The 14,142-nt window shown below is 71.9% G+C and carries 13 protein-coding genes; 4 read left to right on the top strand and 9 right to left on the bottom strand.

Translation table 11 applies throughout. The features are described 5' to 3' along the window. Window positions 1-4 precede the first annotated feature (4 nt). Genes pgl through tkt form a run of 5 tightly spaced genes read right to left on the bottom strand, consistent with a single transcriptional unit; the run spans window position 5 to window position 6,658 of the window. Entirely contained in the window at window positions 5-787 is a 783-nt protein-coding gene (gene pgl, locus E5083_RS10715) for a 6-phosphogluconolactonase (protein ID WP_031182002.1), read from the bottom strand. Next, on the bottom strand, window positions 784-1,881 hold the full coding sequence (opcA, locus tag E5083_RS10710; protein ID WP_135785419.1) for a glucose-6-phosphate dehydrogenase assembly protein OpcA: 1,098 nt from the start codon (window positions 1,879-1,881) through the stop codon (window positions 784-786). The genes pgl and opcA overlap by 4 nt, the downstream gene beginning before the upstream one ends. After that, window positions 1,878-3,416 carry a glucose-6-phosphate dehydrogenase gene (zwf, locus tag E5083_RS10705; protein ID WP_135785418.1) on the bottom strand — a complete coding sequence of 513 codons (1,539 nt, stop codon included), beginning with the start codon at window positions 3,414-3,416 and terminating at the stop codon, window positions 1,878-1,880. The genes opcA and zwf overlap by 4 nt, the downstream gene beginning before the upstream one ends. A gap of 1 nt (window position 3,417) precedes the next feature. Next, window positions 3,418-4,536, bottom strand: a complete 1,119-nt coding sequence (tal, locus tag E5083_RS10700; protein ID WP_135785417.1) for a transaldolase — start codon at window positions 4,534-4,536, stop codon at window positions 3,418-3,420. Between the two features lie 34 nt (window positions 4,537-4,570). Further along, the gene (gene tkt, locus E5083_RS10695) at window positions 4,571-6,658 is read right to left on the bottom strand and encodes a transketolase (protein ID WP_135785416.1); all 2,088 of its coding nucleotides are present in this window, start codon (window positions 6,656-6,658) and stop codon (window positions 4,571-4,573) included. A gap of 388 nt (window positions 6,659-7,046) precedes the next feature. Here tkt and E5083_RS10685 point away from each other — a divergent pair, with 388 nt between their 5' ends. The 4 genes from E5083_RS10685 to E5083_RS10670 all read left to right on the top strand — a co-directional run bounded on the left by E5083_RS10685 (window position 7,047) and on the right by E5083_RS10670 (window position 10,424). Continuing rightward, window positions 7,047-8,033: a heme o synthase gene (locus E5083_RS10685; protein ID WP_167513534.1), complete on the top strand. Its 987-nt coding sequence runs from the start codon at window positions 7,047-7,049 to the stop codon at window positions 8,031-8,033. 49 nt (window positions 8,034-8,082) lie between these two features. Continuing rightward, window positions 8,083-8,397, top strand: a complete 315-nt coding sequence (locus E5083_RS10680; protein WP_135785414.1) for a hypothetical protein — start codon at window positions 8,083-8,085, stop codon at window positions 8,395-8,397. 155 nt (window positions 8,398-8,552) lie between these two features. Further along, entirely contained in the window at window positions 8,553-9,653 is a 1,101-nt protein-coding gene (locus E5083_RS10675) for an amidohydrolase family protein (RefSeq protein ID WP_135785413.1), read from the top strand. Between the two features lie 39 nt (window positions 9,654-9,692). Continuing rightward, the gene (locus E5083_RS10670; RefSeq protein ID WP_135785412.1) at window positions 9,693-10,424 is read left to right on the top strand and encodes a nucleotidyltransferase; all 732 of its coding nucleotides are present in this window, start codon (window positions 9,693-9,695) and stop codon (window positions 10,422-10,424) included. A gap of 1 nt (window position 10,425) precedes the next feature. Here the strand turns inward: E5083_RS10670 and E5083_RS10665 are convergent, their stop codons facing one another. From E5083_RS10665 to E5083_RS10650, 4 genes are read right to left on the bottom strand one after another with little or no spacing between them, the layout of a single operon-like run. Further along, entirely contained in the window at window positions 10,426-11,436 is a 1,011-nt protein-coding gene (locus tag E5083_RS10665) for a COX15/CtaA family protein (RefSeq protein ID WP_135785411.1), read from the bottom strand. 47 nt (window positions 11,437-11,483) lie between these two features. Next, complete coding sequence (locus E5083_RS10660) at window positions 11,484-12,254, bottom strand: ABC transporter permease (protein WP_135785410.1); 771 nt, start codon at window positions 12,252-12,254, stop codon at window positions 11,484-11,486. Continuing rightward, window positions 12,251-13,174, bottom strand: a complete 924-nt coding sequence (locus tag E5083_RS10655) for an ABC transporter ATP-binding protein (RefSeq protein ID WP_135785409.1) — start codon at window positions 13,172-13,174, stop codon at window positions 12,251-12,253. Before E5083_RS10655 ends, E5083_RS10660 begins: the two co-directional genes overlap by 4 nt. 31 nt (window positions 13,175-13,205) lie before the next feature. Beyond that, window positions 13,206-14,018: an AAC(3) family N-acetyltransferase gene (locus E5083_RS10650; protein ID WP_135785408.1), complete on the bottom strand. Its 813-nt coding sequence runs from the start codon at window positions 14,016-14,018 to the stop codon at window positions 13,206-13,208. Window positions 14,019-14,142: the final 124 nt, after the last annotated feature.

Genomic DNA, 14,142 nt, shown 5'->3' with positions numbered 1-14,142 from the left:
CAGCTCACGGTGAAGCCGGCGGATACATCGACCGCGGCAGATCCGCCGCGGCCGCCGAGTCCAGCAGCCACAGCGTCCGCGCCCGGCCCTGGGCACCGGCCGCCGGGGCCTGCACCTCGCCCGCGCCGGACAGCGCGATCGCCACCGCCTCGGCCTTGTCCTCGCCCGCCGCCAGCAGCCACACCTCACGCGCCGCGCGGATCGCGGGCAGCGTCAGGGAGGTCCGGGTCGGCGGCGGCTTGGGCGCGCCGTGCACACCCACCACGGTGCGCTCGGTCTCCCGCACCGCGGGCAGCTCCGGGAAGAGCGACGCCACATGCGTGTCCGGGCCGACGCCCAGCAGCAGCACGTCGAACTCCGGCACCTCGGCGTGGTCCTCGGGACCGGCCGCCTTGGCCAGCTCCGCCGCGTACGCACCGGCCGCCGCGTCCACGTCCGCGCCGTAGGGCCCGTCGGAGGCGGGCATCGGGTGCACCCGCGCCGGGTCCAGCGGTACGGAGTCCAGCAGGGCCTCGCGGGCCTGCGTGTAGTTGCGGTCCGGGTCGCCCTCGGGGAGGTAGCGCTCGTCGCCCCACCACAGGTCCAGGCGGCCCCAGTCGATCGCGTCCCGCGCGGGCGCCTTGGCCAGCGCGGCCAGCAGACCGTTGCCGTTGCGGCCACCGGTGAGGACCACCGAGGCGTGACCGCGCGACGCCTGGGCGTCCACGATCTTGGTGATCAGCCGCGCGGCGGCGGCCTCGGCCATCAGTTCCTTGTCGCGGTGCACGACCAGTTGCGGAGTGCTCACTTCGACGCCGCCTTCCTCGCGAGGGAGTTCGGGGTCGGCCGCTCGGCCTCGCCCTCCTCGGTACCCGCCTCGGACTCGGCCACCGCCACCTCGGTGACAGCCTCGTCCTGCGCGGCCTTCTCTGCGGCCTGCTCCGGAGCGCCGCCCAGCGTCGCCACCGCGTCCGCGCCCATCGACAGCCGCTCCACGCCGTAGCGCAGGGCCGCCGCGTAGGTGTCGTCCGGGTCGAGCCGGCGCAGCTCCTCCGCGATCAGCTCGGCGGTGTCCCGGCGCTGGAGCGCCACCGCGCGGCCCGGCTGGCCCTTGATGGACAGGTTCGCCAGCGCACCGTCCGCCCGGTCCAGCACGACCGGCCCGCAGGTCGTCTCCATCCGGACCGCCGTCAGACCCGGCCCGGAGGACAGCGACCGCCGCACCGGCACACCCAGCCGGTCCGCCAGCCACATGGCCAGCAGTTCGCAGCTCGGGTTGAACTCCTCGCCCTCGACCTCGACGGACCGCACCTCGCAGTCCACCTGGTCCAGCGCCGCCGCCAGCATCGAACGCCACGGCGTGATCCGCGTCCAGGCGAGGTCGGTGTCGCCCGGCGTGTACGTCTCCGCACGCGCCGCCAGCTCACGCACCGGCTGCTCGGCCGCGTAGGTGTCGGTGACCCGGCGCTGCGCCAGCGCGCCCAGCGGGTCCTCGGCCGGGGCCGCCGGAGCGTTCACCGGCCACCAGACCACCACCGGGGCGTCCGGGAGCAGCAGCGGCAGCACCACCGAGTCGGCGTGGTCGGACACCTCGCCGTACAGCCGCAGGATGACCGTCTCGCCGGTGCCGGCCTCCGCGCCCACCCGCACCTCGGCGTCGAGGCGGGAGGTGGTGCGGTCGCGCGGGGTGCGCGAGACGCGGCGGATGACGACCAGCGTGCGCGAGGGGTGTTCCCGCGAGGCGTCGCTCGCCGCCCGCAGCGCGTCGTAGGCGTTCTCCTCGTCGGTGACGATGACCAGGGTCAGCACCATGCCGACGGCGGGCGTGCCGATGGCGCGGCGGCCCTCGATCAGCGCCTTGTTGATCTCACCGGCGGTGGTGTCGGTCAGGTCTATCTTCATGGCCGGCGCCAGCTCCGTCCGTCTCGTGCGAGCATCTCGTCGGCCTCGGACGGGCCCCAGGTGCCCGACTTGTACTGCGCGGGCCGCCCGTGCTCGTCCCAGTACTCCTCGACCGGGTCGAGGATCTTCCAGGACAGCTCGACCTCCTCCGTACGCGGGAAGAGGTTGGCGTCGCCCAGCAGCACGTCCAGGATCAGCCGCTCGTACGCCTCGGGGCTGGACTCGGTGAAGGACTCGCCGTAGGCGAAGTCCATCGACACGTCCCGGATCTCCATCGAGGTGCCCGGCACCTTGGAGCCGAAGCGGACCGTGATGCCCTCGTCGGGCTGGACCCGGATGACGATCGCGTTCTGGCCCAGCTCCTCGGTCGCCGTGTGGTCGAACGGGGAGTGCGGCGCCCGCTGGAAGACCACCGCGATCTCGGTGACCCGGCGGCCCAGCCGCTTGCCGGTGCGCAGATAGAAGGGGACGCCCGCCCAGCGGCGGTTGTCGATCTCCAGCTTCAGCGCCGCGTAGGTGTCGGTCTTCGACTGGGGGTCGATGCCGTCCTCTTGCAGATAGCCGATGACCTTCTCGCCGCCCTGCCAGCCGGCCGCGTACTGCCCGCGCACGGTGTCGGCGCCCAGGTCCTTCGGCAGCCGTACGGCACCGAGCACCTTGGTCTTCTCCCTGGCCAGCGCGTCCGCGCCGAAGGAGGAGGGCTCCTCCATGGCGGTCAGCGCCAGCAGTTGGAGCAGGTGGTTCTGGATCACGTCACGGGCGGCGCCGATGCCGTCGTAGTACCCGGCGCGGCCGCCGACGCCGATGTCCTCGGCCATCGTGATCTGCACATGGTCCACGAAGGACCGGTTCCAGATCGGCTCGAACATCGTGTTGGCGAACCGCAGCGCCAGGATGTTCTGGACGGTCTCCTTGCCGAGGTAGTGGTCGATCCGGAACACCTGGTCCGGCTCGAACACCTCGTGTACGACCTTGTTGAGGTCCTCGGCGGACTTCAGGTCGTGGCCGAACGGCTTCTCGATGACCGCGCGCCGCCAGGAGCCCTTGGACTGGTCGGTCAGATCGTGCTTCTTGAGCTGCTGGATGACGACCGGGAAGGCACTCGGCGGCACCGACAGGTAGAAGGCGAAGTTGCCCCCGGTGCCCTGCTGCTTGTCCAGCTCGTCGATGGTCGAGCGCAGCCGCTCGAACGCCTCGTCGTCGTCGAAGGTGCCCTGGACGAAGCGCATCCCCTGGATGAGCTGCTGCCAGACCTCCTCGCGGAACGGCGTACGGGCGTGTTCCTTGACCGCGTCGTGTACGACCTGGGCGAAGTCCTCGTGCTCCCAGTCGCGGCGGGCGAAGCCCACCAGGGAGAAGCCCGGCGGCAGCAGACCGCGGTTGGCCAGGTCGTAGACGGCCGGCATCAGCTTCTTGCGCGACAGGTCGCCGGTGACACCGAAGATCACCAGGCCCGACGGCCCCGCGATGCGCGGGAGCCGTCGGTCCGCGGGATCACGAAGCGGGTTCGCTCCGGAACCGTTGAGGGGTGACAAATCAGCCCTCCGAGGGGGCGAGGCGCTTCAGCTCCGCCTCGGTCGACTTGAGCAGGTCGTTCCAGGACCCCTCGAACTTGTCCACGCCCTCGTCCTCGAGCACCTGGACGACGTCGTCGTAGGAGATCCCGAGGGCCTCGATCGCGTCGAGGTCGGCGCGGGCCTGCTCGTAGGTGCCGGTCACCGTGTCGCCGGTGATCTCACCGTGGTCCTCGACGGCCTCCAGGGTGGCCTCCGGCATGGTGTTGACCGTGTTCGGCGCGACCAGCTCGGTGACGTACATCGTGTCGGGGTACTCCGGGTCCTTCACGCCGGTCGACGCCCACAGCGGACGCTGCTTGTTGGCGCCCGCCTTCTCCAGCGCCTTCCAGCGGTCGGAGGAGAACACCTCCTCGTACGCCTGGTAGGCCAGGCGCGCGTTGGCGATGGCGGCCTTGCCGCGCAGCGCCTTGGCCTCGTCGGTGCCGATCGCGTTCAGCCGCTTGTCGACCTCGGAGTCCACGCGGGACACGAAGAAGGACGCCACCGAGTGGATCTTCGACAGGTCCAGGCCGCGCTCCTTGGCCTTCTCCAGGCCGGTCAGGTACGCGTCCATGACCTTGCGGTACCGGTCGAGGGAGAAGATCAGCGTGACGTTGACGCTGATGCCGTTGCCGATAGTCTCCGCGATGGCCGGCAGACCCGCCTCGGTCGCCGGGATCTTGATCAGCGTGTTCGGGCGGTCCACCAGCCAGGCGAGCTGGCGGGCCTCGGCCAGCGTGGCGCGCGTGTTGTGCGCCAGGCGCGGGTCGACCTCGATGGAGACCCGGCCGTCCTTGCCGCCGGTGGCGTCGAAGACCGGGCGCAGGATGTCGGCGGCGTCCCGGACGTCCGCCGTCGTGATCATGCGGATGGCCTCTTCGACCGTGACCTCACGAGCCGCGAGGTCGGTGAGCTGCTGGTCGTAGCCGTCGCCCTGCGAGATCGCCTTCTGGAAGATCGTGGGGTTGGTGGTGACGCCGACGACGTGCTGCTGGTCGATCAGCTCGGCGAGGTTGCCGGACGTGATCCGCTTGCGCGACAGGTCGTCCAGCCAGATCGCCACGCCTTCCTCGGAGAGGCGCTTCAGTGCGTCTGTCATGGAAATTGCATCTCCTACGTGTCGTTTACGGGCGTCAGCGCTGCGTAGCGGCGAGGGATTCCCGCGCCTTGTCGGCCACGTTCTCCGGAGTGAAGCCGTACTCGCGGAACAGGACCTTGCCGTCCGCGGACGCGCCGAAGTGCTCCAGGGAAACGATGCGGCCGGCGTCACCCACGTACTTGTGCCAGGTCAGACCGATGCCCGCCTCCACGGCGACGCGGGCCTTGACCGACGGCGGCAGCACGGAATCCCGGTACCCCTGGTCCTGCTCCTCGAACCACTCGACCGACGGCATCGAGACCACACGGGTCGGCACACCCTCGGCCTGGAGCTGCTCGCGCGCCTCCACGGCCACGTGCACCTCGGAACCGGTGGCGATCAGGATCACCTGCGGCTCGCCGCCCTCGGCCTCGAACAGGACGTAGCCGCCCCGCGCGGCGTCGTCGTTGGGCTCGTACGTCGGCACGCCCTGGCGGGTCAGCACCAGGCCGGTCGGGGCGCCCTTGCCGAACTCCTTGGTCCAGCGCTTGAGGACCTCGCGCCAGGCGGTGGCGGTCTCGTTGGCGTCCGCCGGGCGGACCACGTTCAGACCGGGGATCGCGCGCAGCGCGGCCAGGTGCTCCACCGGCTGGTGGGTCGGGCCGTCCTCGCCGAGACCGATCGAGTCGTGCGTCCACACGTACGTCACCGGCAGGTGCATCAGCGCCGACAGGCGGACGGCGTTGCGCATGTAGTCGGAGAACACGAGGAACGTGCCGCCGTAGACCTTGGTGTTCCCGGCCAGGGTGATGCCGTTCATCTCGGCGGCCATGGCGAACTCGCGGATGCCGAAGTGGATCGTGCGGCCGTACGGGTCCGCCTCCGGCAGCGGGTTGCCCGCCGGGAGGAAGGAGCTGTCCTTGTCGATGGTCGTGTTGTTCGACCCGGCGAGGTCGGCGGAGCCGCCCCACAGCTCGGGGATGACCGGGCCGAGCGCCTGGAGGATCTTGCCGGAGGCGGCACGGGTGGCCACGCTCTTGCCGGTCTCGAAGACCGGGATCTTCAGCTCCCAGCCGGTCGGCAGGGCGCCCTCGCTGATGCGGTCGAACTCGGCCGCGCGGTCCGCGTTGTTCTCGCGCCAGTCCTGGAAGCCCTTCTCCCACTCCGCCTTGGCCTGACGGCCGCGCTCCAGGGCGCCGCGGGTGTGGTCGAGGACCTCGTCGGCGACGGCGAAGCTCTGCGTCTCGTCGAAGCCGAGGACGCGCTTGGTGGCCGCGACCTCGTCGTCACCGAGGGCCGAGCCGTGCGCGGCCTCGGTGTCCTGGGCGTTCGGGGCGGGCCAGGCGATGATCGAGCGCATGGCGATGAAGGACGGCCGGTCGGTGACCGCCTTGGCCTTCTCGATCGCCGCGTAGATCGCCGCCGGGTCGAGATCGCCGTCGGCCTTGGGCTCGACGCGCTGGACGTGCCAGCCGTACGCCTCGTACCGCTTCATCGTGTCCTCGGACACGGCGGTCTCGGTGTCGCCCTCGATCGAGATGTGGTTGTCGTCCCACAGCAGGACCAGGTTGCCGAGCTGCTGGTGGCCCGCGAGGGAGGACGCCTCGGCGGAGATGCCCTCCTGGAGGCAGCCGTCACCGGCGATGCAGTAGATGTAGTGGTCGAACGGGGACGTGCCCTCGGGCGCGTCGGGGTCGAACAGGCCCCGCTCGAAGCGGGATGCCATCGCCATGCCCACCGCGTTGGCCACACCCTGGCCCAGCGGGCCGGTGGTGGTCTCGACGCCCTTGGTGTGCCCGTACTCCGGGTGGCCCGGAGTCTTCGAGCCCCAGGTGCGGAAGGACTTCAGGTCGTCCAGCTCCAGGCCGAAGCCGGCCAGGTAGAGCTGCGTGTAGAGGGTCAGGGACGAGTGACCGGCGGACAGCACGAAGCGGTCGCGGCCCACCCACTGCGGGTCGGCGGGGTCGTGCCGCATCACCTTCTGGAAGAGGGTGTAGGCGGCCGGGGCCAGGCTCATCGCCGTGCCGGGATGGCCGTTGCCGACCTTCTGTACGGCGTCGGCGGCCAGGACCCGGGCGGTGTCCACGGCCCGCTGGTCCAGCTCGGTCCACTCAAGGTCTGTGGTGGTCGGCTTGGTGCTCACCCTGGGTCAGGGCTCCTCTCCACATGTCGTTCGCCGGTTCGCGGCGCGTGGCGCCCGCCGGCCGCCGGTGCACTGGTGTCCACCGGCCGTTGTCGAGCCTACCCCCGAGGGGACGTGCGTTTTTTCGAGTCATTCCAGACTGCCGGGACTCGTCGTTATCCGCCTCCCGACCGGGCCGGAAGCCGCTTGGCACATGAATACGGAGCCGCTCGTCCGAGTGCTCAACCGAGCCGGTGGAGACCTCGGACGGGCGGCGTGCCGAAGGGCTCGCCAACACGAGCCGACCCCGGCGAAAAACCGGATATGGGCAACGTCTAAAGTGGCGTGGTACGCGCGAGCCTTTACCCCGCTTTCACACGGGAAGGCTCGCTTGATGTCTCTGTCAGGGGTGTGCGTGACGGCCGTCGAATCCCGTCCTGGCGGCACTTCCCAGGCCCTCGAGGCTCTGGGGGAGGCCGGTCCCGGTACGAGCCGGAGCCCGGTTGACCGGTCGTTCGGAGCCCGTGTCAAGGGCTTCGTGGCGCTGACCAAGCCGCGGATCATCGAGCTGCTGCTCATCACCACGGTCCCGGTGATGTTCCTGGCCCAGCAGGGGGTGCCCGACCTGGGCCTCGTCCTGCTCACCTGCGTCGGGGGTTACCTCTCCGCGGGCGGCGCCAACGCGCTCAACATGTACATCGACCGGGACATCGACGCCCTGATGGACCGCACCTCGCAGCGGCCGCTGGTGACCGGACTGGTCAGCCCGCGCGAGTGCCTCGCCTTCGGCATCTCCCTCGCCGTCGTCTCGACGCTGCTGTTCGGGCTGACCGTCAACTGGCTGTCCGCGTGGCTGTCACTCGGTGCGCTCCTCTTCTACGTCGTCGTCTACACGATGATCCTCAAGCGGCGTACCTCGCAGAACATCGTCTGGGGCGGCATCGCGGGCTGCCTGCCGGTGCTGATCGGCTGGTCCTCGGTCACCAACTCGATGTCCTGGGCGCCGGTCATCCTCTTCCTCGTCATGTTCTTCTGGACGCCGCCGCACTACTGGCCGCTGTCCATGAAGGTCAAGGAGGACTACGCCCGCGTGGGCGTGCCGATGCTGCCCGTCATCGCCTCCAACAAGGTGGTCGCCCGGCAGATCGTGATCTATAGCTGGGTGATGGTCGCCGTCTCCCTGCTGCTGACCCCGCTCGGCTACACCGGCTGGTTCTACACCGTGGTCGCCCTCGCGGCCGGCGGCTTCTGGCTCTGGGAGGCGCACGGCCTGCAGAACCGGGCCAAGGCCGAGGTGACGGGGGGCAAGCTCAAGGAGATGCGGCTGTTCCACTGGTCGATCACCTACGTCTCCATCCTGTTCGTCGCCGTCGCGGTGGACCCCTTCCTGCGCTGAGGCGCCTCTCACGTCGCCCTTTTGCCTACTCGTCGGTAGCATCCCTGTCATGGCTGACACGGAGCAGGTTGACGCGAAGAGCGAGCGCCAGGTGAAGCGGCTCGCCCACCAGATCGGTACGTTCGCCAAGGCGCACGGGGGCGCCGAGGGGAACGTCGCCTACCTCGGCGAGCGCGGGGCCCGTATCGCCCTCGTGGGCGAGGACGGCGAGTGGGGCAACCTCGTGGCCCCCAGCGTGGAGATCGGGCGCCGGGCGGTGGAGAAGGCCGGGGCCGCGCTCCAGGACGACTTCGACGGCGAGTTCGCGGCGAAGATCCGCACCAGCGCGTACGAGTGGAAGCGGATGGCCGGGATTCAGCTCTGAGTCCCGGCTGCGGGGTGTCGGTTCGTTGCAGGCTGACCCGCCGTCGTGGCTGGTCGCGCAGTTCCCCGCGCCCCTTTGGGTCGGCTCGCGCCACCTGAGCCCAGGTCGTGCCGTTAGGACGGATGAGGTAGCACGCCGTTCTGCGGGAGGCCGGGATGATCGAGACACCGTCGCTCGTGGATCAGTACTGCCATGGGGTGCTCAGGACCGAGCTGGGGCTCGGGACGTTCGAGGCGCGGCTTGGGCGGGGGGACGGGCCGCCCGCGCCGGGGACCACGCTGTTCGACACGCAGACGGGGTTCGCGGTGCGGCGCTGGTGTCCGCCGCTGCTCGGTCTGGAGCCGCACTGTCCGCCCGCCCGCTATCTGGCCCGGCGCCGCGAACTGGGCGTGCTGGAGGCCGGGCGCAGGCTGCTGCGCGGGTCCGGGATCACCACCTACCTGGTCTCCAGCGGGCTGCCCGACGATCTCACCGGGCCCGAGGAGATGGCCGCCGCCGGTGACGCGGAGGCGCGCGAGGTGGTCCGGCTGGAGCCGCTGGCCGAGCAGGTCGCGGACACCTCGGGCACGGTCGCCGCGTTCCTCGCCAATCTGGCCGAGTCGGTGCACGGGGCCGCCACGCACGCCGTCGCCTTCGCCGCCACGGCCTCGCTCGCCGGCGCAGGGCCCGCCCTCGCCCCCGAGCCGCCCGGACCCGGCGCGGTACGCGGCGCCGCCGCCCGCTGGCTGGCCGCACGGCGCGTGGGGGAGGAGCTGACCGACCCGGTCCTGCTGTCCCACCTGCTGTGGATCGCGGTGGCCACCGGCCGCCCGCTCCAGTTGCACGCCGGCCCCGAGGAGCCGGGCCTGCGCACCGACCCCGCCCCGCTCACCGCCTTCGTACGGGCCACCGCAGGGCTGGGCACCGACCTGGTCCTGCTGCCCGGCCTCTTCCACCACCGGTACGCGGCCCGCCTGGCCGCCGTCCACCCGCACGTCTACGCCGACTCCGGCGCCGCCCTGGCCCGCACCGGCGCCCGCGCGGCCGCGATCCTCGCCGACATCCTGGAACTCGCCCCCTTCGGCAAGATCCTCTTCTCCACCGGCGCCCAGTCCCTCCCCGAACTCCACGTGGTGGGCGCCCACCTCTTCCGCGAGTCCCTCAACCGAGTCCTCGGCACCTGGCTCACCGAAGACGCCTGCACCCCCACGGACGCCCGCCGCGTGGCCCACCTCCTGGCCTCGGAAAACGCCCACCGGGTGTACGGCCTGCGCTGACCTCTGTACGGGCGGCCCCCCGTCCCCGACACTCACCCCATGCCGACCGAAGCGCTCCTCACCCGCTTCCTGGACGACCTCGCCCCCTTCCGCCCCCTCGCCGTCTGGGCCCACGGCTCACTGGGCGGCGGCGACTACCAGGAGGGCCGCAGCGACCTGGACCTGATCGCGGTCCTCCCCGGCCCGCTGACCCCCGCCTCCGTACGCCGCCTGATCGTGCTGCACCGGCACCTGCGCGCCGAGCCGCTGGCGGACAGGCTGCACTGCTCCTACCTGACCCCGCCCACGGCCGCCGATCCGGAAAGGCCGCACCTGACCTGGGCGCACGGCCGCATCAAGCGCCGCCCGGTCACACCGGTGACCCGGAGCGAGCTGCACGAGTTCGGCCGGGTGCTGCACGGGGCGCCGCCCGCCGCGTATCTGCCGCCGGTGCCGGACCGGGAGCTGCGGGACTTCGTCGCGGCCGACCAGCGGGACTTCTGGCGCCCAGCGGTGGACAAGGAGCGGCTGTGGACGGAGGACATCTGGGTCGACCTCGGCCTGCTGACCTTCGCCCGCGCCACCGTGACCCTGCGCGAGGGACGGCTGATCTCCAAGCGGCAGGCGCTCACCGAGCTGCCCGCGCTGGGGGCGCCGGGCGAGGTCGTCGAGGACGTCACCCGGCGGCGCTACGGGGAACAGGGCCCCGGGCCCTCGCCGGAGCGCAGGGCGCGACTGACCCGCGCCTACCTGGGCCCGGCCATCGACTCTCTGGTGGCCGGGTACCGCTGACTCAGGCCGGCGTGCCCACCGAGACCTCCGTCGCCGGGCCCGGCACGGTGGCCGGGGTCTCCGGGCGTTCGCGGAGGGAGAGGAGGACGCGGAGGGTGGCGATCCACATGAGGCAGGAGCCGAGCATGTGGAGGGCCACCAGGGCCTCGGGGAGGTGGGTGAAGTACTGGATGTAGCCGATGACGCCCTGGGCCAGCAGGATCAGGAAGAGGTCACGGGTGCGGGACAAGGGGCCCTTGGGGGCGTCCACCGCCTTGAGGATGAACCACAGGGCGAAGGTCAGGGTCACCACGATCCAGGCCAGCACCGCGTGCAGCTTGGCGATCATCTCCCAGTCCAGCGGGATGCGCGCCACCTCGGAGGAGTCGCCCGCGTGCGGACCGGCGCCGGTCACCACCGTGCCGACCGCGATCAGCAGCACGGCCGCCGCCACCAGGAACCACACGAGCTGCCGTACCGCCCCGCCGACCAGCGGACGCGGCTCCGTGTCACCCTCACGGGTGCGCTGCCACGTCACGGTGGCCACGGTGATCAGCGCCGTGGACAGCAGGAAGTGCGCGGCCACCGTGTACGGGTTCAGCCCGACCAGCACCACGATGCCGCCGAGCACCGCGTTGCCCATGACCACCCAGAACTGCGCCCAGCCCAGCCGCGTCAGGTCGCGCCGCCACGGCTTCCGGGAGCGGGCGGCGATGATCGCCCAGCCGACGGCCGCGCAGAGCACGTACGTCAGCATGCGGTTGCCGAACTCGATGACGCCGTGCACGCCCATGGCGCGGGTGGTGGTCAGCGAGTCGTCGGTGCAGGTGGGCCAGGTCGGGCAGCCGAGCCCGGAGCCGGTCAGGCGCACCGCGCCGCCGGTGACCACGATGACCACCGCCATCACGAGTGCGGCGAGCGCGGCCCGGCGGACGGTCCGGGGGTCCGGGGTCCAGCGGTCGGCGATGAAGGCGAGCGGGTTGCGGAGGGCCGCCGCGGCGTCGGCGGGGGTCAGCTTTGGCACGCGCACCATCGTAGGCGCCCGCTTGTGCACGCTTTCACGAGGGGGCCGTCGGGAACCTACTCCCAGCGGAAGAACTTCCCCGCCGCCGCGAGCCCCACGACCGCCCACACCGCGAGGATCGCCAGGTCGCCCCAGGGCATCCCGGCGCCGTGCTGGAGCACGTCCCGCAGCCCGTCGGAGAGCGCGGAGATCGGCAGCAGCCCCAGGACGTGCTGCGCGGCGCCGAACTTCTCCAGCGGCACGATCACCCCGCCGCCGACCAGCAGCAGCAGGAAGACCAGGTTGGCCGCGGCCAGCGTCGCCTCCGCCTTCAGCGTGCCCGCCATCAGCAGCCCGAGCCCGGAGAACGCGGCCGTACCGAGGACCAGCAGGAGCAGGACGGCGGCCGGGTTGCCGTGCGGGGACCAGCCCAGCGCGAAGGCGATGACGGTCAGCAGGATCACCTGGAGCACCTCGGTGACCAGCACCGCGGCCGTCTTCGCGGTCATCAGCCCCCAGCGCGGCAGCGGCGAGGAGGCCAGCCGCTTCAGCACGCCGTAGCGCCGCTCGAACCCGGTGGCGATGGCCTGCCCGGTGAACGCCGTGGACATCACCGCCAGCGCCAGGATGCCGGGCGCGAGGAAGTCCACCGCCTTGCCGGACCCGGTGTCCACGACGTCCACCGAGCTGAACAGCACCAGCAGCAGCGTCGGGATCACCACGGTCAGCAGCAACTGCTCGCCGTTGCGCAGCAGCATCCGCGTCTCCAGCGCGGCCTGCGCGCCGATCATGCGGGGGAGCGGGGCCGCTCCGGGCCTGGGGGCGTACGTGCCCGGCGCGGTGGTCATGAGCGCAGCTCCTTGCCGGTCAGTTCCAGGAAGACGTCTTCGAGGGTGTGCCGCTCCACCGAGATCCGGTCCGGCATCACCCCGTGCTGCGCGCACCAGGAGGTCACCGTGGCGAGCAGTTGCGGGTCTATCTTGCCGCTCACCCGGTACCCGCCCGGCGTCAGCTCGTCGGCCGTGCAGTCCGCCGGGAGCGCCTTGAGCAGCGAGGCCACGTCCAGTCCGGGGCGCCCGCTGAACCGCAGGGTGTTCTCGGCGCCGTCCCGGCACAGCTCCTCCGGGGAGCCCTGGGCGATGACCCGGCCGCCGTCGATGATCGCCACGTCGTCCGCGAGCTGCTCGGCCTCGTCCATGTGGTGCGTGGTGAGGATCACCGAGACCCCGTCGGTGCGCAGGTCCCGTACGAGGTCCCAGGTGGCGCGCCGGGCCTGCGGGTCGAGGCCAGCGGTCGGCTCGTCCAGGAAGACCAGCTCGGGGCGGCCGACGACGGCCATGGCGAGCGCGAGCCGCTGCTGCTGGCCGCCGGACAGCCGCCGGTAGGAGGTCCGGCCGCAGGAGCCGAGCCCGAGCCGCTCGATCAGGGCGTCCACGTCGAGCGGGTGCGCGTGCAGCTTGGCGACGTGCCGCAGCATCTCGTCGGCGCGGGCGCCGGAGTAGACGCCGCCGGACTGGAGCATCACGCCGACCCGGGGGCGCAGCGCGGCCGCGTCCCGCACCGGGTCGAGGCCCAGGACGCGCACGGTGCCGGAGTCCGGCGTGCGGTACCCCTCGCAGGTCTCGACCGTGGTCGTCTTGCCGGCGCCGTTGGGACCGAGTACGGCGGTCACGCCCGGCCGGGCCTCCAGGTCGAGGCCGTCCACCGCGGTCTTCCGCCCATACCGCTTCACCAGGGCCTGGACCTGGACCACGGGGTCACTATGCATGGGTCCAGAGTCTAGGGAGGCGCGCCGGGGCTCAGGCGCTGGGGTGCTGGAAACCGGCCTCGCGGGGCCGGTGCAGCGGGAGCCAGCGCTCGGCGTAGGCCACCGCGTCCGCGACCGGGAACAGCCGGGCCCGGGCCGCGCCGATCCGGCCCCGCAGGACCGGCCGGTCCCGCTCGAAATCGTGGCCCAGCTCGTCGAAGCGGTCGGAGGTGATGGACACCTCGGTCACCGTCTCCCAGCCGCCGGCGCCGGGCCGTCCGACCTCCACCAGCGGCGCGGGTATCCGGTATTCGGCCAGGTGGAAGCTGGTGCAGGCGGCGTAGCCCGCGCCCAGCAGCAGCACCCGGGCGCCGAGCCGCTCCAGGCGGGCCAGGGGGCTGCGCTCACCGAGCCGGCAGTCCGGGGCGTGGCCGTGGGTGATCTCGGCGGCGCGCGGGCCGAGCGCGGCGAAGGAGGTCTGCGGATGGGCGCTGCGCCGGGCGCCGGGCCAGGTGCGTACGGTCTCCGGGATCACCCCGACCCCGCGCGAGGGGGTGGTGCGGGGGTCGTAGCGCGGCATGGTCGCCCGTACCGTCTCCCACCACTCGGGCGGCACCGGGGGTGCGTGCCACAGCTCGGGGTCGGAGAGGTCGGCCGACTGGGTGGGGACGACCAGGGTGCCGTCCGGGCCGAGGGCGTCGAGGAGGCCCTGGACGGCGGCGACGGCCCCGCCGTTCACCCAGCCGAGGGAACTCAGCGAGGAATGGACGAGCAGCGTCTCGCCGGGCTCGACACCCAGCTCGCCGAGCTGTCCGGCGAGGGTCGGACGGGTGACCAGGGGGCCTGCTGGGACGAGGGTCGGCATGGCGCGGAGTCTGCCCGGCGGGGGTGCCGGGCGCCAGCGGTTTTGCCTGGTGAGGAGGGTCGCGAGAAGCGTCCCGGAGATCGTTTCCGCAGGTCAGGTTAGGTGTGCCTAAGTGACGCAGGGC

The sequence above is a fragment of the Streptomyces bauhiniae genome (genome assembly GCF_004784475.1).
In the GTDB taxonomy this organism is placed as follows: Bacteria; Actinomycetota; Actinomycetes; order Streptomycetales; family Streptomycetaceae; genus Streptomyces; species Streptomyces seoulensis.
Note: the sequence above shows the minus strand (reverse complement) of the source record. Positions and strands in the feature narration are given on the sequence as shown.

Excerpts from the sequence above, each read along its gene's own strand:
- opcA (WP_135785419.1), bottom strand. The coding sequence starts at position 1,881 with ATGAAGATAGACCTGACCGACACCACCGCCGGTGAGATCAACAAGGCG.
- tal (WP_135785417.1), bottom strand. The coding sequence starts at position 4,536 with ATGACAGACGCACTGAAGCGCCTCTCCGAGGAAGGCGTGGCGATCTGG.
- E5083_RS10680 (WP_135785414.1), top strand. The coding sequence starts at position 8,083 with ATGGCTGACACGGAGCAGGTTGACGCGAAGAGCGAGCGCCAGGTGAAG.
- E5083_RS10675 (WP_135785413.1), top strand. The coding sequence starts at position 8,553 with ATGATCGAGACACCGTCGCTCGTGGATCAGTACTGCCATGGGGTGCTC.
- E5083_RS10670 (WP_135785412.1), top strand. The coding sequence starts at position 9,693 with ATGCCGACCGAAGCGCTCCTCACCCGCTTCCTGGACGACCTCGCCCCC.
- E5083_RS10665 (WP_135785411.1), bottom strand. The coding sequence starts at position 11,436 with ATGGTGCGCGTGCCAAAGCTGACCCCCGCCGACGCCGCGGCGGCCCTC.
- E5083_RS10660 (WP_135785410.1), bottom strand. The coding sequence starts at position 12,254 with ATGACCACCGCGCCGGGCACGTACGCCCCCAGGCCCGGAGCGGCCCCG.
- E5083_RS10655 (WP_135785409.1), bottom strand. The coding sequence starts at position 13,174 with ATGCATAGTGACCCCGTGGTCCAGGTCCAGGCCCTGGTGAAGCGGTAT.
- E5083_RS10650 (WP_135785408.1), bottom strand. The coding sequence starts at position 14,018 with ATGCCGACCCTCGTCCCAGCAGGCCCCCTGGTCACCCGTCCGACCCTC.